This is a genomic window from Inquilinus sp. 2KB_23 (assembly GCF_052115705.1).
GTDB classification, from domain to species: domain Bacteria; phylum Pseudomonadota; class Alphaproteobacteria; order DSM-16000; family Inquilinaceae; genus Inquilinus; species Inquilinus ginsengisoli_A.
Genome location: NZ_JBFRHF010000027.1, coordinates 16,810 through 42,458 on the forward strand (window position 1 = coordinate 16,810; position 25,649 = coordinate 42,458).

Here is a 25,649-nt window from a genome sequence, read left to right on the forward strand (position 1 = left end):
GGCGAGAACTCGGGTGTCGGGATGGGGTGAGGTCAGAGGCGATGCGGCGGCCGGTCGCGCCCGTCGCCGGCCAGCATCTGCCAGACCGCGAGCGCGGCGATGGCCGCCGTGTCGGCGCGCAGAATACGAGGGCCGAGGCCGACGGGTCGAACAAATTCGTGACGGTGCAGCAGGGCGAGCTCGGCGGCGTCGAAACCGCCCTCCGGACCGACCAGGAGGGCGGCCGGACCGCGGGCTTCCGCCGCCGCCTCGGCGATCGGCCGCGCCGCCCCCGCCTCGGCGCAGACCAGCAGCAATCGCCCCGCCGGCCACGCCGCGAGCAGGGCGTCGAGCCGCACCGGGTCGCGCACCTCCGGCACATCGAGGCGCTCGCATTGCTCGGCCGCGCCGACGGCATGGGCGCGCAGCCGGTCGAGATTGACCCGCTGGACATCGGTGAAGCGGGTGAACACCGGCTGGAGCACGGCGGCACCGAGCTCGGTCCCCTTCTCCACCACCGCGTCGATCGCGTCCTTCTTCACCGGGGCGAAGCACAGCCACAGGTCGGGGGCCGGCTGCGGCCGCCGCAGTTGCCGCTCGACCGCGGCGGCGCCACCCGACTTGGCCAGCGCGTCGAGCCGCGCCAGCCATTCGCCGTCGCGCGGGTTGAACAGGCGCAAGCCCTCGCCGGGCGCAAGCCGCAGCACCCCGCGCAGATGGTGCGCCTGGACATCGGACAGCGGCACCGCTGTTCCCGCGGCCAGCGGGGCGTCGACGAACAGGCGGGTGCGCGGCAGGGCATCGGAGGTCATGCCCGAAGCTAGCCGGTGCCCGGGTGGCCGGCAACGCGTCCTTGGGAGAACGGCGCGGCCGGCGCCATGGGCGGCTCTTCGGCACGCCCCCCCTTCGTGGCCGCCTGCCCTTTTCGTCATTGCGAGGAGGCGAAGCCGACGAAGCAATCCATGCCAGGCGGCGCCATGGATTGCTTCGCTGCGCTCGCAATGACGAGGTGGGGTTCCCGCAAGCAGAAGAGGCGACGCGCCGGTGCCGCCATCTCCCGCTTTGTCAGATCGCCCGGACGGCGCTACTGATGCGGCATCGCTGCGACATCCGCGACAGGGGCCATGACCGACACCGCCTCCGACATCCGGGCCGAAAGCTGGCTGATCCGCTGGGCGCCGCCCGGCGTCCGGCCCTATCTGATGCTCGGCCGGCTGGACCGGCCGAAGCCGGTCATGCTCCTGCTCTACCCGTGCTGGTGGGGGCTGGCGATGGCGCCCCGGCCCCTGGGCGGCCCATGGGGGGGATTCAGCTGGATCGACCTGTGGTACTGGCTGCTGTTCGGCATCGGCGCGGTGGTGATGCGCGGCGCCGGCTGCACCGTGAACGACATCCTGGACCGCGACTTCGACGCCCAGGTGGCGCGCACCCGCACCCGGCCGATCCCGAGCGGCGCGGTCAGCCCGACCCAGGCGGTGCTGTTCCTGATCGCCCTGCTGCTGCTGGGCTTCCTGATCCTGATCCAGTTCAACGGCACCACCGTCGGGCTGGGCATCGCTTCGCTGGTGGTGGTCTTCACCTATCCGCTGATGAAGCGGATCACCTGGTGGCCGCAGGTCTTCCTGGGCCTGGCCTTCAACTGGGGCGCGCTGGTCGGCTGGACCGCGGTGACCGGCGAACTGGCCCTGCCGTCGCTGATCCTGTTCGCCGCCGGCATCTGCTGGACCCTGAGCTACGACACGATCTACGCGCTGCAGGACATCGAGGACGATGCCCGCATCGGCCTGAAATCGACCGCGCGGCTGTTCGGCGCCGCCGCCCGGCGCTGGGTCGCCGGCTTCTGCGTGCTGACCGTGCTCGGGATCGGCGCGGCCGGCCTCCTGGCCGGGCTGGCGCCCCTGCCCTTCCTGCTGTGCCTCGCGGCCGGCGCGGCACAGCTGGCCTGGCAGGTGGCCACGCTGGTTCCCGACCGGCCGGCCGACTGCCTGGTCAAGTTCAACTCGAACCGCTGGTTCGGCCTGATCATCCTCATCGGCCTGGTCGCCGGCCGCGCCCTGGCCTGATCGCTCAGACCCCGAGGTAGCGGGCCAGGGCCACCGCGTTGTTGTGGCGCTCGTCGCGATGGGCATAGAGCAGCGTCACCCAGCCGTCCTTGCTCTTCTGCCTGAGGAAGGCGATCGCGTTGGGGTGGGTGTCCAGCTCGGCGTTGTAGCGGCTGCAGAACTCCGTCCACTTCTCCGGGTCCTGGTGGGTCCAGCGGCGCAGCTCGTCGCTCGGCGCCACGGTCTTCAGCCACATGTCGAGCGCCGCGGCTTCCTTGGTCAGGCCGCGCGGCCACAGGCGGTCGACCAGGATGCGGTAGCCGTCGCCCTCTTCCGGCGGGTCGTAGACGCGCTTGACCCGGATCATGTCCCGGCCTCGTCTTTCGCGGCCCCGGACTTGGGCTTGGCCTTCGGCGGCCGCGGGGCAAGGCCGGCATAGGCCGGGTCGATCTCATGCAGGAAGCAGGGTGGAGAGCTACAGTCTCCGACGTCGTCTTCGGCCGGACCCGCCTTCGGCCGGGCCTGAACACGGCGGCTCGCCATCTCGTCGTTCCCCCAATAGCGGCGATGGTCTGCGCCATCGTCACAGCGGAGTCTCGACGTTCCGGCGCCGGACATCAAGACCGCCATGGCTCATTGCCGCCCTGCGCGCTAGGAAGAGCGATGATTTCCGACATCGACGCCTTCATCCGCGCCAACACGGCGCAGGCCCGCACGCCGCTGCTGCCCGAGTTCCTGCTGCATCTCGCGACCGAGGTGACGCCCCTGTGGGAGGCGACGGAGGAGACGCTGCGCCGGACCGGCCTGCCGCCGCCCTACTGGGCCTTCGCCTGGGTCGGCGGCCAGGCGGTGGCGCGCCACATCCTGGACACCCCGGGCAGCGTGGCCGGCAAGCGGGTGTTCGACTTCGCCTCGGGCTCCGGCATCGTCGCCCTGGCCGCGGCCCGGGCCGGCGCCGCCCGGGTGGTCGCGGCCGAGATCGACGCCATCGCGGTGGCGGCGATCCGGCTGAACGCGGCCGCCAATGGCTGCGTGATCGAGGCCGACGGGCGCGACCTGATCGGCGACGCGCTGGAGGACATCGACATCGTCTGCGCCGGCGACGTCTGCTACGAGAAGCCGATGTCGGACCGGGTCATGCCCTGGCTGCGCCGGCTCGCCGGGGCCGGCAAGACCGTGCTGCTGGGCGACCCGGGCCGGGCCTATCGGCCGCAGGACGGGCTGGAGGAAGTCGCCCGGCACCAGGTCCCGACCAGCGTCGAGATCGAGGACCGCGCCCTGCGCGAGGCCGTGGTCTGGCGGGTGCTGCCGGGGTGACGCCGCCTTCGCGGCGAGGCCGGCTCTCCCCCTCACCCGGAACCGCTACGCGGTTCCGACCTCTCCCCAAGGAGAGGTACGAAGGGACGGTGCTTCTTCACCTCTCCTTGGGGAGAGGTCGGAAATCCCGTGGGGATGCAATCCCCACAGGATTTCCGGGTGAGGGGGTGGCGCCGGCCGATGGCCGCCTGGACGTGTGGCTCAGTTGGTGGTCGGCGCCGCCGGAGCGGTGGTCGGCGGCACGGCGGGAACCGTGACCGGAGGTGGCGTGACCGCGGGTGCGGCCGGCGCCGCCGGGACAGCGGGGATGGTCACGGCCGGGGCCGCCGGAGCGACGGGCGCCGCCGGAGCCTCGGGTATCGTGGCCGGCGCGGCAGGCACCGTCGTGGCCGGGGCCGGCTCGACAGCCGCTCCCGGCACCGCCGGCGCAGCGGTCTCGCCCGGCGTCGTCGCCGGCGGCACGGTGCCGTCGGCACCCGGCACGGCCTCACCCGGAACCGTCGCGCCCGGAACCGTCTGGCCCGGAACCTCGGTCGGCGCCGGCTGGGCCGCCTTCGCGGCCCGCGCCTGGCGGCGGCCGGCGCTGCGGGCCAGATAGGCCTGCCGCGCCTCGTCCTTGTTGGCGTAGACGTCCGGGTAGTTCACCGGCTGGCCGAACTCGTCCGGGAAGCGGGTGAAGTAGCCGATATAGACCGGGATCTCCTCCGGCAGGCGCTCGGTGTACATGCGGCCGCGGGCGATCTTGGCGCTGATCTCGTCGACGGTGGTCTCGTCGGCCCAGGCCGCCAGGTCGCGCACCTTCTCGACCCGGACGCAGCCATGGCTGAGCGCCCGCTTCTCACGGCCGAAATAGCTCTTCTGCGGCGTGTCGTGCAGGTAGATCGACTGGTTGTTGTCGAGCTCGAGCTTGATCCGGCCCAGCGGGCTGCGCGGCCCCGACGGGATGTAGACGCTGGCCTCGTTGCGCACGATCGACGGCGTCGGGGTCCAGTCCGGGTTGTACTTGATCGCGTACATGTTCGACAGCAGCTCGGGCGTCGAGGTGCCCGCGGCGCCGACCACGACCTTGCTGCGGATCACCGGGGCGCCGTCCTGGAAGGCGATCAGCTCATAGGACGGAATATTGACCAGGATGAACTTGCCGCGCGGCGGGATGGCGACGGTGACGCCGGCGTCGCGCATGGCCTGGACGAAGGGGGACAGCGGCGGCGCGCCGGGCTGTGCCGGCGCCGGGATGCTGGCGGTCTGCTGCGGCGTGCCGGGCACACAGGCGGCGAGGGCCAGGATCGAGACCAGGGCCAGGGCGGCGCGCGTGACGGGCTGGCGGCGATGCGGCGCGCTGTGTCGGCTGACGGTCATCTCGGAAAATCCCCTTCCATCTCGGGCGGCGTGGCCCGATGGCCGCACGGCGCTGCTAATGATCTAGGCATAAATACTCGGTTCGGCAACGAAGCGACTTCGACGCCCCCGTGAATCCTTGCATCGCCCGGCGTCATGGCAAAAAAAGGGCGCTCCGAAGAGCGCCCTTTCACAATTGGACTTTGGAGGTTCCGATCCGTGAGGATCAGAAGTCCATGTCGCCCATGCCACCCATGCCGCCCATGCCGCCGCCCGGGGCCGCAGCCGCCGGCTTGCGCTCGACGTGCTCGGCCACCATCGCTTCGGTGGTGATCAGCAGGCTGGCCACCGAGGCGGCGTTCTGCAGCGCGGCGCGCACGACCTTGGTCGGGTCGATGACGCCGGCCTTGATCAGATCGCCATACTCGCTGGTCTGGGCGTTGTAGCCCCAGTTCTTGTCGTTCTTGTCCTGCAGCTTGCCGACAACGATCGAGGCGTCGCCGCCCGCGTTGGTGACGATCTGACGGACCGGAGCCTGGAGGGCGCGACGGACGATGTCGATGCCGACCCGCTCGTCGTCGTTGTCGTGCTTGACCTTGTCCAGCGCCTTGGAGGCGTAGAGCAGGGCCGTGCCGCCGCCCGGAACCACGCCTTCCTCGACCGCGGCGCGGGTCGCGTGCATCGCGTCGTCAACGCGATCCTTGCGCTCCTTCACCTCGATCTCGGTGGCGCCGCCGACGCGGATCACCGCGACGCCGCCCGCCAGCTTGGCCAGACGCTCCTGCAGCTTCTCGCGATCGTAGTCCGAGGAGGTCTCCTCGACCTGCGCGCGGATCTGGTTGCAGCGACCCTCGATCTCCTTCTTGGCGCCGGCGCCGTCGACGACCGTGGTCTCTTCCTTGCCGATCAGGACCTTCTTCGAGCGGCCCAGCATGTCGAGCGTGACGCTCTCGAGCTTGATGCCGAGATCCTCGGAGATGACCTGGCCGCCGGTCAGGATGGCCATGTCCTCGAGCATCGCCTTGCGGCGATCGCCGAAGCCCGGGGCCTTGACCGCCGCGACCTTCAGGCCGCCGCGCAGCTTGTTGACCACGAGGGTGGCCAGAGCCTCGCCCTCGATGTCCTCGGCGATGATCAGCAGCGGCTTGCCCGACTGAACGACCGCCTCGAGCACCGGCAGCATGGCCTGCAGGCTCGACAGCTTCTTCTCATGCAGGAGGATGTACGGGCTCTCGAGCTCGCAGATCATCTTCTCGGCATTGGTGATGAAGTACGGCGACAGGTAGCCGCGGTCGAACTGCATGCCTTCGACGACTTCGAGCTCGGTGTCGAGGCTCTTGGCCTCTTCCACCGTGATCACGCCCTCGTTGCCGACACGCTCCATCGCCTTGGCGATCATCTCGCCGATGTCGCGCTCGCCATTGGCGGAGATGGTGCCGACCTGCGCCACTTCGGCGTTGGTCTTGATCGCCTTGGAGCGGGTCTTGAGGTCGGCGACGACGGCCTCGACGGCCTTGTCGATGCCGCGCTTCAGGTCCATCGGGTTGAGGCCGGCGGCCACAGCCTTGACGCCCTCGCGGACGATCGACTGGGCCAGCACGGTCGCCGTGGTGGTGCCGTCACCGGCCAGGTCGTTGGTCTTCGAGGCCACTTCGCGCACCATCTGCGCGCCCATGTTCTCGAACTTGTCGGCGAGCTCGATCTCCTTGGCGACGGTCACGCCGTCCTTGGTGATCCGCGGTGCGCCGAACGACTTGTCGAGGACGACGTTGCGGCCCTTCGGGCCCAGCGTGACCTTGACCGCATCGGCGAGGATGTCGACGCCGCGCAGCATGCGCGACCGGGCGTCGAGCGAGAACTTAACGTCCTTCGCAGCCATCTTTTCAGTCCTTATATGTCTTTGGATTCCGGTGAAGGCGACAGGCGGATCAGGCCGCCTTGGCCGACTTCTTCACGGTGATGATGCCGAGGACGTCGCTCTCCTTCATGATCAGGAGATCCTGACCGTCGAGCTTGACCTCGGTGCCGGACCACTTGCCGAACAGGATGCGGTCGCCGGCCTTGACGTCCAGCGGCACCAGCTTGCCGGCCTCGTCACGCGTGCCCGCGCCGACCGAGATGACCTCGCCCTCCTGGGGCTTTTCCTTGGCGGTGTCCGGGATGATGATCCCGCCAGCGGTCTTCTCGTTCTGTTCGATGCGGCGCACCAGCACACGGTCGTGCAGGGGACGGAATTGCATCGTTGCTCTCCCACTCTTCAATGAAGAGATATGCGTTAAAGGTCCACCCCGGCCCGGTCGTTAGCACTCCCGGCCGGTGAGTGCTACGCATTTAAGGGGAAGCCCCGGACGGGTCAAGGCCCGCCGCATGATTCACCCCAACAAAGAGTCTTTCAGCGGAACGCGGCGGGCAGCCACAGCGACAGCGCGGGGATGTAGGTGACCAGCAGCAGCACCGCGATCGAGGCCCCGAAGAACGGCCAGATCGTGCGCATCGCCTCGCGGATCGTGATCTTGCCGACGGCGCAGCTGACGAACAGCACCGACCCCACCGGCGGGGTGTTCAGGCCGATGCCGGCGTTCAGGATCAGGATGACGCCGAAATGCACCGGGTCGATGCCGAAGGCCTTGACCACCGGCAGCAGCACCGGGGTGCAGATGATGATCATCGGCGCCATGTCCATGAAGGTGCCGAGGATCAGCAGCGCCACGTTGATCAGCAGCAGCACCATGATCGGGTCGCTGGAGATGGCGTGGATCGCGGCGACGGTCGCGGTCTGCACCTGCAGCAGCGCCATCAGCCAGCCGAAGGCCCCGGCGGTGCCGATCACCAGCAGCACCATGGCGGTGGTGCGCACCGCGCCCTGCACCGCCTCGACGAAGTTGGGCCAGTCGAGCTCGCGATAGACCAGGAGCGCGACCAGGAAGGCGTAGATCACCGCGATGCAGGAGCTTTCGGTCGCGGTGAACACGCCGGACCGGACGCCGCCGAAGATGATGCCGATCAGGAGGATGCCGGGCAGCGCCACCACCAGGTAGCGGCCGACGGCGCGCAGGCCGGGGAACGGGTCGGACGGGTAGCCGCGGCGGCGCGCCACGATATAGGCCGTGACCATCAGCGCCGCGGCCAGCAGCAGGCCGGGGATGATGCCGGCGGTGAACAGGTCGGCGATCGACACGTTGCCGCCGGCCGCGATCGAATAGAGGATCATGTTGTTCGACGGCGGGATCATCAGCGCGATGATCGCCGAGTTGGCGGTGACGTTGACCGCGTAGTCGCGGTCATAGCCGCGCGCCGCCATCTGCGGGATCATCAGCCCGCCGATCGCCGAGGCGTCGGCCACGGCCGACCCCGAGATGCCGCCGAACAGGGTCGAGGCGACGACGTTGACCTGGCCCAGGCCGCCGCGGAGATGCCCGACCAGGCTGGCGGCGAAGCGGATCAGCCGGACGGCGATGCCGCCGCGGATCATCAGGTCGCCGGCGAAGATGAAGAACGGGATCGCCATCATGGCGAAGGCGTTCATGCCGGAATTGATCTGCTGGAACACCACCACCGGCGGCAGCCCCATGTAGAGCACCGTCGCGAGGCAGGAGATGCCGAGGCAGAAGGCGATCGGCATGCCCATGAACATGAACAGCGTGAAGCCGCCGAACAGGACCCACAGCTCCATCACGCCATCTCCTGCACGCTGGGCATCGACGCCGCCGTGGGCTCGATGCCGGCGATCCGGTCGAACAGCCGCTCGGCCGCGAACAGCGCGATCAGCGCGCCACCGGCGACCAGCGGCAGGAAGTCGAACCCGCCGGGGATGTCCAGCACGGGAATGGTCGCGGTCCAGGTCCCGATCGCCAGCAGCACGGAGTACCAGACCATGGCGACGCCGAAGCCGAGGATCAGCAGCAGGTTCACGATCTCGAGCCCACGGTTGACCACCGGCGGCAGAATCTGCTGCAGGATGTCGAGGCCGAGATGGAAGCTCTCGCGCACGCCGACCGCGGCGCCGAGCAGGATGAACCAGCCCATCAGCTGCAGCGTCATCGGCTCGGCCCAGCTGGGCGTGTCGTTCAGCACATAGCGGGCGAAGACCTGCCAGCCGACCACGCCGGTCATGGCGACCATGCCGGCGCCGGCCACCCAGAGCGCCCCGGTGGACAGGGCGCCCAAGGCCCGGCGCGTCGCGTTCAAGACCGATGCCATGCCGGCCGATCTCCCTCTGCCATCATGTCGAACGGCCCCCCGCGCGGATGCGCGGGGGGCCGGTGCGGATTGCGGAGCTACTGGACCGCGCGGATGCGCTCGACCAGCGACTTGGTCTTGTCGTCGGTGACGAACTTCGCGTAGACCGGCGCCATCGCCGCGACGAAGGGCGCCTTGTCGACGGTGATGATCTCGCCGCCGCCGGCCCGGACCTTGGCCTCCGACTCCTTCTCGCGCGCCACCCACAGCTCGCGCATCTTGACCACGGAGTCCTTGGCCGCCTGGCGCAGCAGGGCCTGGTCGGCTGGCGCCAGCTTGTCCCAGGACAGCTTGGAGATCACCAGGACCTCGGGCGTCAGCGAATGCTCGGTCAGGGTGAGGTGCTTCGCCACCTCGAAATGGCGCGACGATTCATAGGACGGCCAGTTGTTCTCGGCCCCGTCGACCACGCCGGTCTCCAGCGCCGAATAGACCTCGCCATAGGACATCGGCGTCGGGTTGGCCCCGAAGGCCTGCAGCATCGCGATCCACAGGTCGGATTGCTGGACCCGGATCTTGAGGCCCTTCATGTCCTCGATCGACTTGATCGGCGTCTTGGTGGTGTAGAAGGACCGCGCGCCGGAATCGTAGAAGGCGAGGCCGACCAGCCCATGCGGCTCGAACGCCGCCAGGATCTCGTCGCCGATCGGGCCGTCGACCACCTTGTGCATGTGGTCGACCGAGCGGAACAGGAAGGGCAGGCCCAGCACCTGGGTCTCGGGCACCAGATTGTTGAACGGCGCCGAGTTCACCCGGTTCAGGTCGATCACGCCGAACCGGGTCTGCTCGATCGTGTCCTTTTCCGCGCCGAGCTGCGCGTTGTTGAAGACCTGGATCTTGATCCGGCCGCCCGTCCGCTCGTCCATCAGCTGGCCGAGATACTGGACCGCCACGACGGTCGGATACCCGTCGGGATGGATGTCGGCCGAGCGCAACGTGACGCTTTGCGCCATGGCGGGCAGTGCGGTCAGCGCCAATGCTGCCCCCAAGGCCAGTGCTGCGATGGACTTCATGATTGCCTCCCCCTTTGGCCTGATATGGTCTCTCGATCTTCGCCCCCGGCCCCCTGCCGAAAGACGCGATCTGGTATGATCAGGCCGCCATCTAGTATGGTATTTAGGAGGTTAGTATGGTACTTCAGCCAACGCAATATCCGTTGTGAGCTCCCGCATGGCGCCGCTCGACCTTCTCGACCAGACCACCAGCATCGCCCGGCTGATCGAGCTGGAGATCCGCAAACGGATCGTCACCCTGGCGATCCAGCCCGGCGCGCCGCTGTCGGAGCAGGAGATCGCGGCGCGCTTCGGCGTGTCCCGCCAGCCGGTGCGCGAGGCCTTCATCGCCCTGGCCCGGGCCGGGCTGGTCGAGATCCAGCCGCGCCGCGGCACCTTCGTGGTGCGGATCTCGATCGAGCGCATGCTGGAGGCGCGGTTCATCCGGGAATCGCTGGAGAGCGCGGTGGTGCGCCGGGCCTGCGAGCGGTTCGATTCCCGGGTCCGCACCCGCATCGACTTCCATCTCGAGGCCCAGGAGGTCGCGGCCAAGGCCGGCGAACATTATGAGTTCCAGCGCGCCGACGAGGCGTTCCATGCCGCCCTCGCCGAGGGTGCGGGCTGCCCATCGGCCTGGACGGTGATCGAGGATCTGAAGGCGCATATGGACCGCGTCTGTCACCTGACGCTGCCGCTGGCCTCGTCCCTCCCGGTGCTGATCGACCAGCACCGCGTCATCCTGGCGGCGATCGACCGGCGCGACCCCGAGGGCGCCGAGGCGGCGCTGCGCGCCCATCTCTCCGAGATCCTGCGGGCCCTGCCGACCGTGCAGCAGCAGCACCGCGCGCTGTTCGACTGAGCGAGCCTCTGGGTTCACGCCCCTTGTCCGTCGCCCCTTATCTGTCATTGCCCGGCTTGCCCTCAGGTGTCCGGTTAAGCGTTTCAGGTCGAGGACTGAGGCCCAGGTCTTAACTTTCTCATGTCATTGCCCGGCTTGACCGGGCAATCCAGGGGCCACCGAGAGCCGCTTTGGCCGCCCCTGGATGCCACGGTCAAGCCGTGGCATGACAAACAAGAGGGCGGGATATGGAGCGTGATCTAGCAGCAATCCCACCCGACTGCTGCTAAGCCGTTGATTTATTTAGAAATACCCTTGTTCGCGGAGAAAATCCACATCACATTTCCTTCATGGACCGGACGATCGGAAAGGGCCGGCCGCGCTGGAAGGATGTGAAGGGATGACCGATCTCGAACGTCAGCTGCAGGGCTACCGCCTGACCACGGCGGAGATCCTGTACCGCCTGCCCGATCACCCGGGCCTGCTGCAGAGCTTCCTGTGGCAGAAGCTGGACCTGGCGCCGCGCTTCCCGGAGCTGCACCGGTTCCTGGATTTCTGGACGCGCAACATCGAGGGGCCGCTGCATTCGGTGCGCGTCGCCTCGACCGCGGTGGTGAAGCCGGCCGAATTGCGGCTCTGCGCCGGCGAGTTCCGTCTGCACTGAGCAAGGTGGAGCGGGCGGCGGGACCCCTGCCGGTCCCGCCGCCGCCCGCGACCCGGAGGGGGGTCCAGCCGCGGGGCTTACGCCATGGCCGCCGACGGGGAGGGGCTCCGCGACGACCACCGAGGCCTTGCCCGGCACCGGCGATCATGCAATCGCGCCGCGCCGTTCTCGGACCTCCTTCCACCAACGCCGCTATCGCCGATCCGGTTCCCCGCTGAATCCGACCGGCCCAATGGCGCCGCGCGACGCCCATGCGCCGGGCGCTGGATGACGGCCGGCGCCCCGGCTTGCTACCCTCCCCGCAGCCAAGGGAGGTTTTGGACGTGGACGGACATATCGCGACGGGTCTTCTGGGGGCCATTCGACCCGACATCGCGCGGCTGCCGGAGAGCGGCATCGTCGAGGTGGTCAATGCCGGGCGCGGCAAGCCCGACCTGATCCAGCTGTGGGTCGGCGAAGGCGACCAGCCGACGCCGGCCTTCATCGGCGAGGCGGCCAATCGGGCCCTGGCCGAGGGCCACACCTTCTACACCTGGCAGCGCGGCATCCCGCCCCTGCGCGAGGCCCTGGCCGGCTATGTCAGCCGGGTCGCCGGCGCCAGCGTTCCGGCCGGCCGCATCTACGTCACGATCGGCGGCATGCAGGCGATCATGATGACGATGCAGGCCCTGATCGTACCGGGCGACGAGATCGTCATGCCGGTGCCGGTCTGGCCGAACATCTTCAGCGCCGTGGACATCGCCGGCGGCCGCACCGTGCCGGTGCCGATCGGGGTCGAGAACGGCCGCTGGCGGCTGGACCTGGACCGGCTGTTCGCCGCCTGCGGCCCGAAGACCCGCGCGCTGTTCCTGAACAGCCCCGGCAATCCGACCGGCTGGACCCTGACGGCGGAAGAACAGAAGCGGATCCTGGAATTCTGCCGCCCGCGCGGCATCTGGATCGTGGCCGACGAGGTCTATGCCCGCTTCGTCTACGCCCCACAAGCCAATGGGCGCCCTGCCGCCCCGTCCTTCCTGGCGATCGCGGAGCCGGAGGACCGGCTGGTGGTGGTCAACACCTTCTCCAAGAACTGGGCGATGACCGGCTGGCGCATCGGCTGGGTGGTGGCGTCCGAGGAGCTGGGGCAGGTCTATGAGAACCTGCAGCAGTTCAACACCTCCGGCGTGTCGACCTTCCTGCAGCACGGCGCGGTCGCCGCGGTCGAACAGGGCGAGCCCTTCATCCAGAGCCAGGTCGAGCGCTGCCGCACCGCACGCGACCTGGTGATCTCAAGGCTGTCGGAATCGCCCCGCGTCCGGCTGATCCGGCCGGACGGCGCCTTCTACCTGTTCTTCGGCGTCGACGGCGAGCCGGACAGCCGGGCCCTGGCCCTGCGCCTGCTGCACGAGGCCAATGTCGGCCTGGCCCCGGGTTCGGCCTTCGGCCCGGGCGGCGAAGGCCATCTGCGGCTGTGCTTCGCCGGGTCGCTCGACCGGCTGGAAACGGCAATGGAGCGGCTGCTGCCCGCATTGTCGTGAATCGGGCGCTGCTCGAACGCCTGGTTCCCAACACGCTGGCGGCCGCGGCCGAGGGGCGGCGGCGCGAGGCCGTCGGTCCCTTCGCGCTGTTCGTGTCGGAGGCCAGCGACGACCCGATGCTGAGCTTCGCCGTGCCGGTGGCCCCGGCGCCGGAATGGCGGCCAGCGATCGCCGGCCTGCAGCACGCCTTCGACACGGCCGGGCGCCGTTTCCGTCTGGAATTCTTTCGCGAATTGCATCCTTCGTTGTCTCCGACGCTGTTCGCCATGGGCTATCGTCGCGAGATGGAAGCGCCGCTCATGGTCCTGGGCCTCGACGCCTACCGCGCCGCGCCCGCCGGGCCGGCGGTGCTGGTGGATGCGCATGACGAGGCCGCGATCGACGGGCTGATGCAGGTGCAGCACGACGCCTTCGACCAGCCGCTCGACGCGGCCGGCCAGGCCGATTTTCGCGCGCGGCTGACCCAAGGCCTGCTACAAGGGACCCGCCGGGCGGCGCTGGCCCGGTGGGACGGTGTGCCCGCGGCCAGCGGATTGCTGCTGATCGGCGGCGGCACGGCCGAGCTGGCAGCCGTGGGGACGCGGCCGCCCTTCCGGGGCCGCGGCCTGGCCGGGGCGGTTTGCCGCCGATTGCTCGACGCCTATTTCGGTGACGGCCACGACCTCGCCTGGCTCTCCGCCGCGGTCGGGGCGGAACCGCTCTACGCCAGGCTCGGCTTCCGCCCGGCCGGCACCCAGCTGAATTTCGGCACCGCAGGATCCCCATGACCAAGAGACGCACGACGCGGCGCACCCCGGCCAACCCGATGGTGCAGATGACCGAGATGGCGGTGGCCGCCGGCCAGACCATCGGTCATCGCAGCCTGATGATGGCGCAGGCGGCCGGCGATCCGGTGGCGATGGGCGATCCTGAATTCACCCGCATGATGGCGGAAAAGATGGCCGTGATGGCCGAGACCGGCGCCAAGGTCGCGACCCAGATGGCGACCGCCCAGCACGGCTGGGCCGGCTGGTTCGGCGCCCAGGCGCAGCTCGGCTTCGCGGCCATGACCTCCGACCCGGTCACGGCGTGGCAGCGTTGGATGCAACTGGGCATGGCCCAGGGCGCCGAGATCGGCAACCGGCTGATGGACGATGCCGCCGCCATCACCGATGCCAGCCTGTCCTCGGCGCACCGCGTCGTCTCCGCCAACGCCAAGCGGCTGGGCCGCAAGAAGCGCTAGGATTACGCCGGGCGCCGCCGTGCCCAGGCGACCTCCGCCGACGGCCCGCCGAGGCGCTGCGAGATCCGGTCGGCATGGTCGATCACGGCCTCGGCCAGCGCCGGCACCTTCTCCTCCGGCAGGCGCTGCTTCAGCCCGGTCACGCTGATCGCGCCCGCCGCCTCCCCGCCCCGGTCGAAGACGCAGGCGGCGAGGCAGAACACGCCCTCATTGTCCTCCTCGTCATCCACGGCATAGCGGCGGAGGGTGATCCGGTCGAAATCCGCCTCCAGCGCGGCCAGGGTGCACAGGGTGTGCGGCGTGCGGTTGGGATGGCCGACCCGGCCCAGGATCGCCAGCGCCTCCGGCCGCGGCATGGCGGCGAGCAGGGCCTTGCCGACGCCCGAGCAATGCGGCCATTCCCGCCGGCCGAGCGCCGCCTCGAACTGCACCGACCCCGGCCCATCGACCCGGCCAATCACCACCGCGAAGCCGTGATCCAGCACCGCGACCCGCGAGGTCATGCCGACCGCCCGCGTCAGGTCGCGCAGCACCGGCAGCGCCGTGTCGGCCAGCCCGATCGACGCGACGGCGAGATCGCCCAGCCGCACCAGCGCGAGGCCCAGCCGATAGCGCCGCGTTGCCCCTTGGCCGCTGTCCGCGACCACGCCATGGGCGAGAAAGGTCTGCAGGATGGCGTAGGCCGCCGCCTTGGACAGCCCGGTCGCCTGGGCAAGGTCGGTCAGCCTGGCGCCGTCGCCGCCGGCCGCAGCGATGTGCTCCAGCAGGTCCAGCGCCCGGCCCAGGCTCTGCACCCGGTAGCGCTCATCGGCCATGGCGAGCCTTCGCGTCACCGGGCGAAACTCCGCCGATGATCGTTGACCGGCCGCACATCCGAGGTTATCCCTTATCGCATTGCCGAAGTGTGTTTCGTATTACCAAACATTTGTTAGGAAAGCAAAGACCGGACGGCGCCCCCGCCGATGGTGGGACGGGCGCAACCGATCGAATCCTCTCTCTCGCAGGGGGGATCGGGCAGGCGGGAGGGGACAGCGCAGGGGACAACTCGTGGTCCCGTCCCGCCTTCTCGTGAGCGGCGATGCGCCGCCACGGCACTGGACAAAGCGAAATCCCCATGGATTGCTGGCCGGATCATCCGCCCGGAGCCGCTGCCATGTCGCTCGACCTTTGGTTCGCCTTCCTGCTCGCCGCCGGCATCGTCCTGATCATCCCCGGCCCGACCATCACCCTGGTGCTGTCCTACGCGCTGGGCCGCGGCCGGTCCCATGCCTGGTGGATCGTCGGCGGGGTCGCGCTCGGCGACTTCACCGCGATGACCCTGTCGATGCTCGGCCTCGGCGCCCTGCTGGCCGCCTCCTCCGCCGCCTTCACCGTGCTGAAGTGGATCGGCGCCGCCTATCTGGTCTATCTCGGCGTCAAGCTGTGGCGGGCTGCGCCCAAGGCCGAAGCGCTGGCCGCGGCCGACACCGGGCGGTCGCCCCGCGCCATGCTGCTGCACGCCTTCGCGGTCACGGCGCTGAACCCGAAGAGCATCGTGTTCTTCGTCGCCTTCCTGCCGTAGTTCGTCCATCCCGACGCGCCGCTGCTGCCGCAGATGGCGGTGCTGGAGGGCACCTTCGTCACCCTCGCCGCGCTGAACGCCGCCGCCTATGCTTGGGCCGGGGCACGGCTACGCGACACCATCGGCCGGCCGTCGGTGCTGCGGCTGATCAACCGCGCCGGCGCCGGCGTGCTGGTCGCCGCCGGCTTCGCCACTGCCGCCTGGAACCGGTCGAACTGAGAGCCTGTCCGGGACTGCTACTTCCCGGACAGCTCTAACCCTCGCCAGCCAGCCCCGCGGCACCGCGGACGGCACCGACGGTGACGCCGAAGCGGGTCTTGATCGGCGGGGCCAGCCAGCGGCCGGCGATCTCCGGGTCGGCGCCGTCCAGCGCGCCGATGCGCTTCAGGATCGCGGCCATGGCGACATTCGCCGCCCGCTCGGCCCCGTCCTCGATCTTGAGCGCGACGCCCAGGCCGTAATCCGGCAGCGCGGCGCAGAACACGCCCTCCGCCCCGACCTTGGTCATCACCCGGCCCTGGCAGGCCTGCATGATCTCGGTGTCGAAGCGGCCGGTGCCGGCGACCAGGAAGGGCTGCGCGGCCCAGGCCTTGCGGATGCGCAGCACCGCGGCGCGGCGCTTCTCGGGCAGGTCGTCGGGGTCGGCGATCTGCGCCATGGCTAAGGCCAGGCCTTCGAGCGGGATGGCGATGGTCGGGATCGAGCAGCCGTCCGCCGCCCAGGGCGCCGCACCGAGGCCGCAGCCGGTCATCTGCTCGAGCACGCCGAGGATGCGCTGCTGCACCGGATGGGTGTAGCGGATGTAGCCCTTGGTCTTCTCGCCGAGATGGACGGCCGTGGTCAGGAAGCCGGTGTGCTTGCCCGAACAGTTGTTGTGCAGGGCCGAGGGATGTTCGTGCCTGCAGACCAGCGCATGGGCGGAGCCTTCGTGGAACGGCAGGTGGGTGCCGCATTCGAGATCGGATTCGGACAGGCCGATCTTCGCCAGCCAGGCGGCGACGCGCTCGACATGGCCGGGTTCGCCATTGTGCGAGGCGCAGGCCAGCGCCAGCTCCTCGTCGCCCAGGCCGAAGGCGTCGGCCGCGCCGCTTTCGACCAGCGGGATCGCCTGCAGCGACTTGATCGCCGAGCGGGCATAGACCGGGCGGGCGATGTCGCCCCAATGGCCCTGCACGGCGCCGGTGCGGTCGACGATCAGGGCGCTGCCGCGATGCCGGCTCTCGACCACCGAACCGCGCGTGACCTCGACCAGGATCGGCCCGCCGCCGGCGGCGAGATCGGCGGTTCCCGAGGCCGGGCTGTGGTCGGGGCCATGCTCGTGGCCGTGATCGTGAGTGTGGGGGTCGGTCATGATCGTCTCGGCAGGATGAAGGCAGGGCCGTTCCGGCCGCACCTTGCCCTCGCGCCCGGTGCGGGGCAAGGTCGGAGCCGGAAAGACACGGACGGGATCGGATGAAAGGCTATTTCGCGATCGGCTGCGAGGGCATCAGCAAGCCGATGAATGTCGGCGCCCTGATGCGCACCGCCCACGCCTTCGGCGCCAGCTTCTGCTTCACCGTGGCGCCGAACACGGACGAGGTCGATTTCGGCTGGAGCGACACCTCCAGCGCCGCCGGCGCCGTGCCGCTCTACACCTATCCCGACGTCGCCGCGCTCGCCCTGCCCAAGGGCTGCGCCCTGGTCGGGATCGAGCTGATGGAGGATTCGATCGCGCTGCCCAGCTTCCGCCACCCGCGCCAGGCCGCCTATGTCCTGGGGTCGGAACGCGGCGGCCTGTCGCCGGAGATGGCGGCGCGCTGCGACCACATCGTGCAGATCCCGACCCGGTTCTCGCTGAACCTGTCCCTGGCGGGCGCGCTGGTGATGTACGACCGGCTGATCTCGCTGGGCCGCTTCGCCGCGCGGCCGCTGCTGCCCGGCGGCCCGACCGAGCCGCTGCCGCCGCATGTCCATGGTGCGCCGAAATTCATCGGCTGACCCCTTGGCGCACAAACCGAAAACCAGAAGACCTGCTTGATCGGGTTCAGTTATGAATCCATTCCGGATCTTTATCAGACCTGCCTGTCGAAGAATTCGAACCGGCCTTGGATAATATTTCCCGGCCGTTAATCATTGGTAAACTGCGATTGCGACGACAGAACAGTGCCCATCTGTCAGAACGCACACGAACCTTCCCGCCGCCTCTGCGACGGCCCGTGTGACGACGGGGCCAGGCCACCGCGCAGCGGATCAGGACGATCCGATGGCGCCGCGATCGCCGGCCGCCGATCTCAGATGAAGAGGACAGAGACATGTTCATGTCGCAATCTGCGCGCCCGGCCGGCCTGGTCGGCCTGGCCGTGCTCGGAATTCTCGTCGGGGCAGCATCGGCCCAGGCTGTCGAACCGCAGCTGCCGCCCCAGGCCCTGTGGACCCAGACGGCAGAAGCCCCCGGCTCGGATACCGCGGGGATGGCGGGGGCGCCGAGCGAACCGGATGACGACGCCCGCAACAATGGGATCGGATCCATGGCCGTTGGTCACGATTTCGGCCATCCGGGTGCCGCGGCGACACACGGCCACGGCGGCGGCTTTGGCGCCGGCCATGGCGGCCGCGGCGGCGGCGGTCATGGTGGCGGCGGCCACGGCGGTCGCTGAGCACGATCGGATCAGGCCGGGAATAGTCGCCCCGGCCTGATCCGCTTCGCGGCCCTTTGTGACTATTCCCGCGTCCCTGCATGTTTCCCCGAATCGGCGACATCTTCGGCGCAGCCGTGTTGTCGACGAGGAGACGCCGTTTCAGGGATACAGGACCATGGCTGAGCGCAGGACGAAGACCCGGCCGGACCGGCGGATCGCCGATCACGGCGTCATCGGCAACCTGTCGACCATGGCGCTGGTCGCCCTCGACGGCACCATCGATTATCTGTGCTGGCCCAACTTCGACAGCCCGACCCTGTTCGCCTGCCTGCTCGACGCCAAGGCCGGCGGCGCCTTCGAACTGGCGCCGGAGATCGCCGGCGCCCGAGTCCTCCAGACCTACTTGCCCGAAAGCAACGTGCTGGTCACCCGCTGGCTGGGCGAGGAGGCCAGCGCCGAGATCACCGACCTGATGACAGCGTCGGGCGATGCCGAGGATTGCACCTACCGCCTGATCCGCCGCCTGCGGGTCACCCGCGGCACGGTCCGCTTCCGGCTGCGCTGCGCGCCGCGCTTCGATTATGCCCGGATCAAGCCGAAGGTCACGGCCGGAAAGGGCCAGGCCGTGTTCACCGCCGAGGGCTCGCCCGGCATGCGGCTGTGGGGGCCCGTCGCCTTCACCAGGGCGCGGGCAGGCGCCGAGGCGGTGTTCACCCTCGAGGCCGACGAGACCCTGGATCTGGTCCTGGACGAGGACGGCGCCGAGAAGCCGGACGCCGACGCCCTGGAGCGCCTGGTCGCCGAGACCACCTCCGACTGGCAGGCCTGGGCCGCCAAATCGACCTACAAGGGCCGCTGGCGCGACGCCGTCACCCGCTCGGCCCTGGTGCTGAAGCTGATGACCTCGCGCCGGCACGGGTCGATCGTCGCGGCCGCCACCTTCGGCCTGCCCGAGACACCGAAAGGATCGCGCAACTGGGACTATCGCGCCACCTGGATCCGCGACGCGTCCTTCACCGTCTACGCCCTGATGCGCCTGGGGTACCAGGACGAGGCCATGGCGTTCACGCGCTGGACGGCGGATCGCGCCGCCACCTGTTCCGGCGGGCGCCTGCACGTGATGTACGCGGTGGACGGCAGCCCCGTGCCGGAGGAGGAATCGCTGCCCCACCTCGCCGGCCACAACGGCGCCAGCCCGGTCAGGATCGGCAACGCGGCGGCCACGCAGCTGCAGCTCGACATCTACGGCGCGCTGCTGGATTCGATCTATCTCAGCAACAAATACGGCGACGCGATCTCGAACGCCGACTGGCACGGCGTCCGCCAGGTCGTGGACTATGTCTGCGAGAACTGGCACCTGCCCGATGCGGGCATCTGGGAGATGCGCAGCCGCCCGATCGAACACTTGCATTCGCGGCTGATGTGCTGGGTCGCCGTCGACCGCGCGATCCGCCTGGCCAGCAAGCGATCCCTGAGCGCGCCGTTCGCGACCTGGATCAAGACCCGGAACGAGATCGGCGAAGACATCTGGAGCACGTTCTGGAACGAAGAGGCCGGCCATTTCGTGCGCAGCAAGGACGGAACCGACCTGGACGGTTCGATGCTGATGATGCCGCTGGTCCGTTTCGTCGGCGCCACCGACCCGGCCTGGCTGGCCACCCTCGACGCCATAGGCGACCAGCTGGCCGATGACGGCCTGGTCATGCGCTACGACCGCGAGGACGGGCTGGACGGCAAGGAAGGGTCGTTCGCCGCCTGCGCCTTCTGGCATGTCGAGTGCCTGGCGCGGGCCGGCCGCGTGCGGCAGGCGCGGAACAACTTCGAGAAGCTGCTGCTCTACGGCAACCACCTGCAGCTCTATGCCGAGGAGTTCGACGTCCGCGCGGAATTCCTGGGGAACTTTCCGCAGGCGCTGACCCATCTCGCCCTGATCAGCGCAGCCTTCGCTCTCGACCGGGCCCTCGACGGCCGGCAGGAGCAGTGGCGGGCTTAGAGACCGCTAGTGGCTCGGCTGCGCCAGCAGCGACCGCACCGTCGCCGCCAGGGCATCGGCGGCATAGGGCTTGCGCAGGGTCGGCAGGTCGGCCGGCACCCCGTCCTCGGGGCCGTAGCCGGTGGTGAACAGCACTTTGAGCGCCGGCCGGTCGGTGCGGGCCCGCACCGCCAGCTCGGCCCCGGTCATGCCCGGCAGGCCGACATCGGTGACCATCAGGTCGAACTCGCGGCCGTCGAGCAGGCGCAGCGCCTCGGGCGCGTCGGCCGCCTCGGCGACGTCGAAGCCGCCATCGATCAGGGCTTCCGCCGCCAGAAGACGTACCAGCACGTCGTCCTCGACCAGCAACACGCGTCCGCTACACATCAGGCCCACTATCGGTTCGCTTCGGGTCGCCACCATCCGATTCATGGCGGCAAACCTCGCCCGGGGCAACCCTCAATGGGACCGGTCAGTGAATCGTCGACCCCACGGGAATCGCATGGGCGGCGATATCAGGGGGCGGTGCCTGGCTGGCGACGGCGGGCAGCAGAATGCCGCCATCGCTCAGGGCTTCGGCCAGGGCGGCGAACAGCGGGCCGCACAGCCGGGTGGCCACCGGGGTCAGGATCGCCCGGATCAGGAACGGCGCCCACATCGTCTCGCCCTGCTGGTGCAGCGCCACGACGTCGAGCAGCAGCCGCTCGTCCTCGGTGACGTGCCGGCAGCGCGGGCAGTTCACCCGGATGGTGCGCCCGGCGCCGCGGCCGATGAAGCCCATCAGGTCGTCCACCGCCTCGGCCGCGGCCGGTGCCCCTTCGGCGCGGAAGGCGGTGCGCAGGTTCGGCATCACCGGAATGTCGTGGCGATGGCCGGTGACCCAAGCGCGGATGCCCCACAGCACCAGGGTCTCGGCCCGGGTCAGCGGCGGCGCCCCCGCCTTATCGTCATGCGCCTCGTCGTCGTCATGCGTCTCGTCGCAGCCATGCGCGTCGTCGCTCATGGCATCGCCGCCCGGACCAGGCCGAAGGACGGCAGGTTGGCCGGCACGCGCAGCGGCCGGGGCGGTGGCGCGGGCCGCTGCAGCATGACGCCGGCGGTCGCCAGCATCTCGCCCAGCTCGGCGCACAGCCCGGCCGCGGCCCGGCAGGCGGCGGAGGACAGCATGCCGCGCAGCACCAGCGTCCCCGACACGCCGCGGCCCGACTGGCCGATCGCGACCAGGTCGAGGATCCGGCGCTCATCCTCGGTGACGGTGAAGGCGCAGGGCACGCCGATCTGCACCCGCCGCTCGGCTCCGAAGCCGACGATGCGGGTCAGCAGGCTGATGCGCTCGGCGGCCTCCTCGGCGCCAACCTTGCGGAAGGCGAGCAGCACCGGGTGGTCGGTCGGCGCCCCGGTCTTCAGACCGACGACGCTGAGCCGCAGCGCCCACAGCACCAGCTGTTCGGCAAACGGCAAGGCGCGGCGGTCGGTCGGTTCGGTGATCAGGTCTTCGTCCATTCTGGACTCTCCCGTGAACGGCCCGATCATATGAGAACGATTATCAATCGCGAATCAAGAGAGAATGTAACCCCGACCCTCCGGCCGGCGAATCGCCATCAGCCTCCCATCACAGGACGCCACCATGGCCCGCCGCGGACTGTTTGCCTGCCTGATCGCCCTCTCCGCCCTTCCCGCCTGGCCGGGCGCCGCGGCGGAGCGGCCGGTGGTGGTGGAGCTGTTCACCTCGCAGGGGTGCTCGTCCTGCCCGCCGGCGGATGCGCTGCTGTCGACCCTGGCCGACCGGCCGGGGGTGCTGGCCCTGGCCTTCCATGTCGACTACTGGAACCGCCTGGGCTGGGTGGACCCGTTCTCGGGCGCCTGGGCCACGGCGCGGCAAAATGCCTATGCCGCGCAATGGGGTGCCGACCAGATCTACACGCCGCAGGCGGTGATCGACGGCGCGACCGATGCGGTCGGGTCCGACCGCTCGGCCCTGGAGACGGCGATCACGGCGGCGAAGACCGACCCGTCGGTGCCGGTCACGATCACGGCGGCCGCGGACGCGCTGCAGGTGACGGTGGACGGGTCGGCCCCGGCGGGATCGGTGCTGTGGCTGGTCGGCTTCGACGACCGGCACGAGACGCAGGTGCGGCGCGGCGAGAATGCCGGGCATAGGCTGGTCGACCGCAATGTGGTGCGCAGCCTGACCCGCCTCGACGGCTGGGCCCCTGGCGGCACGGTGGCGGCGACACGGCCGCAAGGCGACCAGGCCGCCGTGCTGCTGCAGGCGGCCGACGGCCACATCCTGGGGGCGGCGCGGCTTTAGCCGGCGATCGCCGGGCGTGGTGCGAACAGGCCGAACAGGCGGCGGTTGAGCAGCGTGCCCAGGCCGACCAGCAGCGCCACGGCGCCGCCATGCCAGACCAGCACCATCAGCGTGGCCTCGTCGCCATGGAACATGGAGACGCCGCAGGCCGACAGCGCCGACGCCGCCAGCATCGCGCTGGCGATCGTGGCGACCGGGCGCACCGACCCGGCGAAGCGCAGCATCACCAGCAGCGCCACCGACAGCGGCAGGCTGATCAGCAGGATCGAGCGGAAGCAAAAGAAGCTGGTCCCGAACGCGAAGCCCTGCGGCCCCAGGCGCACCCAGTCGGTCATGCAGCCATAGCCGATCGAGAACAGCCAGAACGCCAGGCCGGGCAGCGGCAGCAGCGCCCAGGCGCGGGGCCGGTCCGGCAGGCTGACATGGAAGGCGGCGATGGCCGAAAGCACGCCGGTCAGCAGCGCGCCCGCCCATTCCAGCTGGTAATGGGTCTCGCCCATCTCCTCCATGAAATCGGGCCGGATCCCGACGGCGGCGACGACGATCCCGATCACCACGACAGCGATGGCCAGCCAGAACAGGGCCCGCTGCAACGGCGGCCGCAGCGGACGGACAGGCCGGACCTCGGCGGCCAGCTGCGCGATCAGATCGTCGGTCCGGGCCTCGCTCGTCTCCGTCATTTCGGTCCCAAAACCCCCTTCAGCGCCTTCAGGGCGCGATGCATCGCGACCTTCAGCGCCGGCACCGACGCGCCGCTGGCGGCCGATGCCTCCTTCAACGACATGTCCTTCAGCTTCAGCAGTTCCACCGCCTGGCGCTGTCCGGGCGGCAGATCCGCGATGGCGCGCCGCAGCGCGATCGAATCGGATTCCATCCCCCATTCATTCGTTTCGGGGGCCGCAAAGGTTTCCTCGAACGGCTCGATCGCGGTCTCGCGCCCGGTGGTGCGGATCTGGATCCGCACCCGGTCGACGATCCGGCGCCGGGCGATGGCGACCAGCCAGGGCTGGAACGGGCGGGCCGGATCATAGGTGCGCCGGATGCTGTGCAGGGTCAGCAGCACATCCTGCACCGCATCCTCGGCATCGGCCGGACGGCGCAGCGACCGCCGCGCCAACGCCCGGAGATAGGGGGTGATCTCGGTCAGCAGCCGGCGATAGGCGACCCCGTCCCCCGCCTGGGCAGCGGTCATCAGCGTCGACCAGCCGACGCCGTCACGCATGCCCGGCGGGGTCCCGGCGTCGGAATCGGTCATGATGGGCGATCAAGGGCGCAGTCCGGTCATCGGCGCCGAGACTAGGGCCCCGCCCCGGGGCTTGCGAGTGAATTTTCGGGCAGCAACGCCGGACTGCGCCGCAGCCCCACCGGTCAGCGGCTGCAGGAAGCGTCCAGCGCCCCGAGCCGGTCGCGAAGCCCCGGCGTGGCCTCCGAGAGATTTTGGGCCACAATCCCATCGGCCATACAGCCGCAATAGGCGTGGCAGGATTCAATGCCGCCGCCGCGCTGCTCGCACTGCACCTGGCAGGAGATTAGAAACGGCGTCATGTCGGGCGGCGGCGACAGCATCGCTTGCGGGTCGCGGCCGAGCGCCATGCCGACCACGAGCAGGAGGCCGATCAGGATCGGCTGGTGCAGCAGGTAGAAGCCGAGGCTGTGCCGCCCCGCCCAGCGCAGCGGCCGGGCGAGGGCGCCGCCATCGACCTTGCCGCCCGGCGCCCGCAGCCCCAGCCACAGCCGCGCCATGGCGATGCCCAGCAGCACCGGCCCGAACCAGGGGAACAGCGGCTCGTAGTCATTGCTGTGCGGCACCACGGTGCCGAGGCCGAGCCACAGCAGCCAGGACGGATCGAACAGGGTCGACCGTCCCATGATCGGCAGGGCGATCACGCCAAGGCCGAGGACGAGGTTCAGCAGGACCGGCAGCCGCAGGGCCAGGAGGCCGAGCACGCTGGCGACGGCGATGCAGTGCAGGATGCCGAAGAAGATGAACCCGTCCCGCATCGCGAACCAGGTCGCGACCGTGACCACGACGGCGCCGAGCGCCACCTTGCCGAGCCGGATCGCCCAGCGCTGCCAGTTCCGCCCCTGGATGTCCCACAGCACCAGCCCGGCGCCGACCAGGGCCAGGAAGCTGCCGGCGATCAGGTAGCGCGCGGCGACCCAGGCAACGCCGTCCTGCAGGTCCCAGTCGACGAAGCGGAAGAACCTGAGGTCCCAGGAGAAGTGGTAGAGGGCCATCGCCAGCAGCGCGAGGCCGCGGAGCAGGTCGATCACCGGCAGGCGGCCGGGGCGCGGCGATGCGGTCGTCATGTCCCCGGATAACCCGCGGCCGCGATTCTGGCTAGCCCGCCCGCATCACCCCGCGCGGACGAACACCCCGTCCATGCCGATCAGCCGCGCCGTGCGGCGGTTGAAGTAGCCGGGGATGAACAGCGCCGGGACGAAGCCGAGTTCGGCCAGATGCTGGATGGTGTCGCGATAGGAGGGCTCTCCGTCATAGACCGGCACGATCGACAGCTCCATCTGCACCGCGGCGATGCGAGGCAGCACGCCGCGGGCGCCGTCCAGCACCCGGCGTTCGGTGCCCTGGGTGTCGATCTTCAGCAGCACCCGGTCATCGGGCCGGGCATGGCGCGGGAAGATCCGCTCCAGCCGCGCCTGCGACGCCACCTCGGTGCCGACATAGGCCGAGCCGTCGAGCAGGTCCGCCATCTCCGCCGTGAAGTCGAGCACCGAGCTCATGTCGCTTTCGCCCGAGACGTGCAGCGTCACCGGCGCGTCGCCGTCGCCCAGCGCCAGCCGGGATTCGACGGTCCAGCCGGGATCGCCCGCGGCCACCGCCGTCAGCGCCGCATGGGCGGCCGACAGCGGCTCGACCGAGACGATGCGGCCGCCATAGCCGCCGCGCCGCAGCCGCTGTGCGTACTGGCCGACATTGGCGCCGACATCGAACACCAGGGTGATGCCCTGGTGCTGCAGCACCCGCATCAGGTTGCGGGTGTCCTTCGAGACGGTCTCGGCGGGGGCGGTATCGGTCAT

General features: G+C 69.9%; 30 protein-coding genes. 13 read left to right on the top strand and 17 right to left on the bottom strand.

All coding sequences use genetic code 11. From position 1 onward, the window contains the following. Positions 1-32 precede the first annotated feature (32 nt). Positions 33-791, bottom strand: a complete 759-nt coding sequence (locus AB4112_RS28090; RefSeq protein WP_441724353.1) for a 16S rRNA (uracil(1498)-N(3))-methyltransferase — start codon at positions 789-791, stop codon at positions 33-35. A gap of 312 nt (positions 792-1,103) precedes the next feature. Between AB4112_RS28090 and ubiA the strand changes: the two genes are divergently transcribed. Further along, positions 1,104-2,042: a 4-hydroxybenzoate octaprenyltransferase gene (ubiA, locus tag AB4112_RS28095; RefSeq protein WP_441724355.1), complete on the top strand. Its 939-nt coding sequence runs from the start codon at positions 1,104-1,106 to the stop codon at positions 2,040-2,042. A 4-nt stretch (positions 2,043-2,046) separates the two neighbouring features. Here the strand turns inward: ubiA and AB4112_RS28100 are convergent, their stop codons facing one another. Beyond that, positions 2,047-2,388 carry a DUF488 domain-containing protein gene (locus tag AB4112_RS28100; protein WP_309799043.1) on the bottom strand — a complete coding sequence of 114 codons (342 nt, stop codon included), beginning with the start codon at positions 2,386-2,388 and terminating at the stop codon, positions 2,047-2,049. Between the two features lie 296 nt (positions 2,389-2,684). Between AB4112_RS28100 and AB4112_RS28105 the strand changes: the two genes are divergently transcribed. Next, entirely contained in the window at positions 2,685-3,338 is a 654-nt protein-coding gene (locus tag AB4112_RS28105) for a class I SAM-dependent methyltransferase (protein WP_309799041.1), read from the top strand. A gap of 201 nt (positions 3,339-3,539) precedes the next feature. Here the strand turns inward: AB4112_RS28105 and AB4112_RS28110 are convergent, their stop codons facing one another. From AB4112_RS28110 to AB4112_RS28135, 6 genes are all read right to left on the bottom strand, one after another. Beyond that, the gene (locus tag AB4112_RS28110; protein ID WP_309799039.1) at positions 3,540-4,697 is read right to left on the bottom strand and encodes a L,D-transpeptidase family protein; all 1,158 of its coding nucleotides are present in this window, start codon (positions 4,695-4,697) and stop codon (positions 3,540-3,542) included. Positions 4,698-4,902: 205 nt separating this feature from the next. Then, the gene (gene groL / locus AB4112_RS28115) at positions 4,903-6,555 is read right to left on the bottom strand and encodes a chaperonin GroEL (RefSeq protein WP_309799037.1); all 1,653 of its coding nucleotides are present in this window, start codon (positions 6,553-6,555) and stop codon (positions 4,903-4,905) included. A gap of 49 nt (positions 6,556-6,604) precedes the next feature. Continuing rightward, positions 6,605-6,916 carry a co-chaperone GroES gene (gene groES, locus AB4112_RS28120; protein ID WP_309799035.1) on the bottom strand — a complete coding sequence of 104 codons (312 nt, stop codon included), beginning with the start codon at positions 6,914-6,916 and terminating at the stop codon, positions 6,605-6,607. Between the two features lie 152 nt (positions 6,917-7,068). Further along, the gene (locus AB4112_RS28125) at positions 7,069-8,349 is read right to left on the bottom strand and encodes a TRAP transporter large permease (RefSeq protein WP_309799032.1); all 1,281 of its coding nucleotides are present in this window, start codon (positions 8,347-8,349) and stop codon (positions 7,069-7,071) included. Beyond that, on the bottom strand, positions 8,349-8,876 hold the full coding sequence (locus AB4112_RS28130) for a TRAP transporter small permease (RefSeq protein WP_309799030.1): 528 nt from the start codon (positions 8,874-8,876) through the stop codon (positions 8,349-8,351). Before AB4112_RS28130 ends, AB4112_RS28125 begins: the two co-directional genes overlap by 1 nt. Before the next feature lie 77 nt (positions 8,877-8,953). After that, positions 8,954-9,928, bottom strand: a complete 975-nt coding sequence (locus AB4112_RS28135) for a TRAP transporter substrate-binding protein (protein ID WP_309799028.1) — start codon at positions 9,926-9,928, stop codon at positions 8,954-8,956. Positions 9,929-10,085: 157 nt separating this feature from the next. On the opposite strand from AB4112_RS28135, the gene AB4112_RS28140 reads away from it, so the two are divergent. The 5 genes from AB4112_RS28140 to AB4112_RS28160 all read left to right on the top strand — a co-directional run bounded on the left by AB4112_RS28140 (position 10,086) and on the right by AB4112_RS28160 (position 14,148). Then, on the top strand, positions 10,086-10,766 hold the full coding sequence (locus AB4112_RS28140) for a GntR family transcriptional regulator (RefSeq protein ID WP_441724359.1): 681 nt from the start codon (positions 10,086-10,088) through the stop codon (positions 10,764-10,766). Between the two features lie 379 nt (positions 10,767-11,145). Further along, positions 11,146-11,409 (top strand): usg protein, encoded by a 264-nt coding sequence (locus AB4112_RS28145; RefSeq protein WP_309799024.1) that lies wholly within the window; start codon positions 11,146-11,148, stop codon positions 11,407-11,409. 323 nt (positions 11,410-11,732) lie between these two features. Further along, positions 11,733-12,926 (top strand): pyridoxal phosphate-dependent aminotransferase, encoded by a 1,194-nt coding sequence (locus AB4112_RS28150; RefSeq protein WP_441724362.1) that lies wholly within the window; start codon positions 11,733-11,735, stop codon positions 12,924-12,926. Next, positions 12,923-13,693, top strand: a complete 771-nt coding sequence (locus tag AB4112_RS28155) for a GNAT family N-acetyltransferase (protein WP_441724364.1) — start codon at positions 12,923-12,925, stop codon at positions 13,691-13,693. Before AB4112_RS28150 ends, AB4112_RS28155 begins: the two co-directional genes overlap by 4 nt. Then, complete coding sequence (locus AB4112_RS28160) at positions 13,690-14,148, top strand: hypothetical protein (RefSeq protein WP_441724366.1); 459 nt, start codon at positions 13,690-13,692, stop codon at positions 14,146-14,148. The genes AB4112_RS28155 and AB4112_RS28160 overlap by 4 nt, the downstream gene beginning before the upstream one ends. Positions 14,149-14,150: 2 nt before the next feature. Here AB4112_RS28160 and AB4112_RS28165 read toward each other — a convergent pair whose 3' ends face one another. Then, a complete protein-coding gene (locus AB4112_RS28165) occupies positions 14,151-14,981 on the bottom strand; it encodes an IclR family transcriptional regulator (protein ID WP_441724368.1) in 831 nt (276 codons plus the stop codon). A gap of 320 nt (positions 14,982-15,301) precedes the next feature. Here AB4112_RS28165 and AB4112_RS28170 point away from each other — a divergent pair, with 320 nt between their 5' ends. Continuing rightward, positions 15,302-15,709: a LysE family translocator gene (locus AB4112_RS28170; protein WP_441724370.1), complete on the top strand. Its 408-nt coding sequence runs from the start codon at positions 15,302-15,304 to the stop codon at positions 15,707-15,709. A gap of 33 nt (positions 15,710-15,742) precedes the next feature. Beyond that, a complete protein-coding gene (locus tag AB4112_RS28175) occupies positions 15,743-15,928 on the top strand; it encodes a hypothetical protein (RefSeq protein WP_441724372.1) in 186 nt (61 codons plus the stop codon). 34 nt (positions 15,929-15,962) lie between these two features. Here AB4112_RS28175 and AB4112_RS28180 read toward each other — a convergent pair whose 3' ends face one another. Continuing rightward, complete coding sequence (locus tag AB4112_RS28180; protein WP_441724374.1) at positions 15,963-17,060, bottom strand: asparaginase; 1,098 nt, start codon at positions 17,058-17,060, stop codon at positions 15,963-15,965. Positions 17,061-17,161: 101 nt separating this feature from the next. Here AB4112_RS28180 and AB4112_RS28185 point away from each other — a divergent pair, with 101 nt between their 5' ends. The 3 genes from AB4112_RS28185 (at position 17,162) to AB4112_RS28195 (ending at position 20,320) form a co-directional block, all read left to right on the top strand. Further along, the gene (locus AB4112_RS28185) at positions 17,162-17,686 is read left to right on the top strand and encodes an RNA methyltransferase (protein ID WP_441724376.1); all 525 of its coding nucleotides are present in this window, start codon (positions 17,162-17,164) and stop codon (positions 17,684-17,686) included. A gap of 314 nt (positions 17,687-18,000) precedes the next feature. After that, complete coding sequence (locus AB4112_RS28190; protein WP_441724378.1) at positions 18,001-18,345, top strand: hypothetical protein; 345 nt, start codon at positions 18,001-18,003, stop codon at positions 18,343-18,345. Between the two features lie 157 nt (positions 18,346-18,502). Then, positions 18,503-20,320 (top strand): glycoside hydrolase family 15 protein, encoded by a 1,818-nt coding sequence (locus AB4112_RS28195; protein ID WP_441724380.1) that lies wholly within the window; start codon positions 18,503-18,505, stop codon positions 20,318-20,320. Positions 20,321-20,326: 6 nt separating this feature from the next. Here AB4112_RS28195 and AB4112_RS28200 read toward each other — a convergent pair whose 3' ends face one another. The 3 genes from AB4112_RS28200 to AB4112_RS28210 all read right to left on the bottom strand — a co-directional run bounded on the left by AB4112_RS28200 (position 20,327) and on the right by AB4112_RS28210 (position 21,802). Further along, on the bottom strand, positions 20,327-20,686 hold the full coding sequence (locus tag AB4112_RS28200; protein ID WP_309799005.1) for a response regulator: 360 nt from the start codon (positions 20,684-20,686) through the stop codon (positions 20,327-20,329). An 85-nt stretch (positions 20,687-20,771) separates the two neighbouring features. Further along, positions 20,772-21,302 carry a hypothetical protein gene (locus tag AB4112_RS28205; protein WP_441724382.1) on the bottom strand — a complete coding sequence of 177 codons (531 nt, stop codon included), beginning with the start codon at positions 21,300-21,302 and terminating at the stop codon, positions 20,772-20,774. Further along, positions 21,299-21,802: a hypothetical protein gene (locus tag AB4112_RS28210; RefSeq protein ID WP_309799002.1), complete on the bottom strand. Its 504-nt coding sequence runs from the start codon at positions 21,800-21,802 to the stop codon at positions 21,299-21,301. Before AB4112_RS28210 ends, AB4112_RS28205 begins: the two co-directional genes overlap by 4 nt. Before the next feature lie 124 nt (positions 21,803-21,926). On the opposite strand from AB4112_RS28210, the gene AB4112_RS28215 reads away from it, so the two are divergent. Continuing rightward, on the top strand, positions 21,927-22,610 hold the full coding sequence (locus tag AB4112_RS28215) for a DUF1223 domain-containing protein (RefSeq protein WP_441724384.1): 684 nt from the start codon (positions 21,927-21,929) through the stop codon (positions 22,608-22,610). On the opposite strand, the gene AB4112_RS28220 is transcribed toward AB4112_RS28215, so the two are convergent. The 4 genes from AB4112_RS28220 to AB4112_RS28235 form a co-directional block, all read right to left on the bottom strand. Then, the gene (locus AB4112_RS28220) at positions 22,607-23,290 is read right to left on the bottom strand and encodes a DUF1109 domain-containing protein (RefSeq protein ID WP_309798998.1); all 684 of its coding nucleotides are present in this window, start codon (positions 23,288-23,290) and stop codon (positions 22,607-22,609) included. The genes AB4112_RS28215 and AB4112_RS28220 overlap by 4 nt on opposite strands. Continuing rightward, entirely contained in the window at positions 23,287-23,865 is a 579-nt protein-coding gene (locus tag AB4112_RS28225; protein WP_309798996.1) for a sigma-70 family RNA polymerase sigma factor, read from the bottom strand. Before AB4112_RS28225 ends, AB4112_RS28220 begins: the two co-directional genes overlap by 4 nt. 113 nt (positions 23,866-23,978) lie before the next feature. Further along, positions 23,979-24,920 carry a heparan-alpha-glucosaminide N-acetyltransferase gene (locus tag AB4112_RS28230; RefSeq protein WP_441724387.1) on the bottom strand — a complete coding sequence of 314 codons (942 nt, stop codon included), beginning with the start codon at positions 24,918-24,920 and terminating at the stop codon, positions 23,979-23,981. 45 nt (positions 24,921-24,965) lie between these two features. Continuing rightward, on the bottom strand, positions 24,966-25,649 hold the full coding sequence (locus AB4112_RS28235) for an FkbM family methyltransferase (protein ID WP_441724389.1): 684 nt from the start codon (positions 25,647-25,649) through the stop codon (positions 24,966-24,968).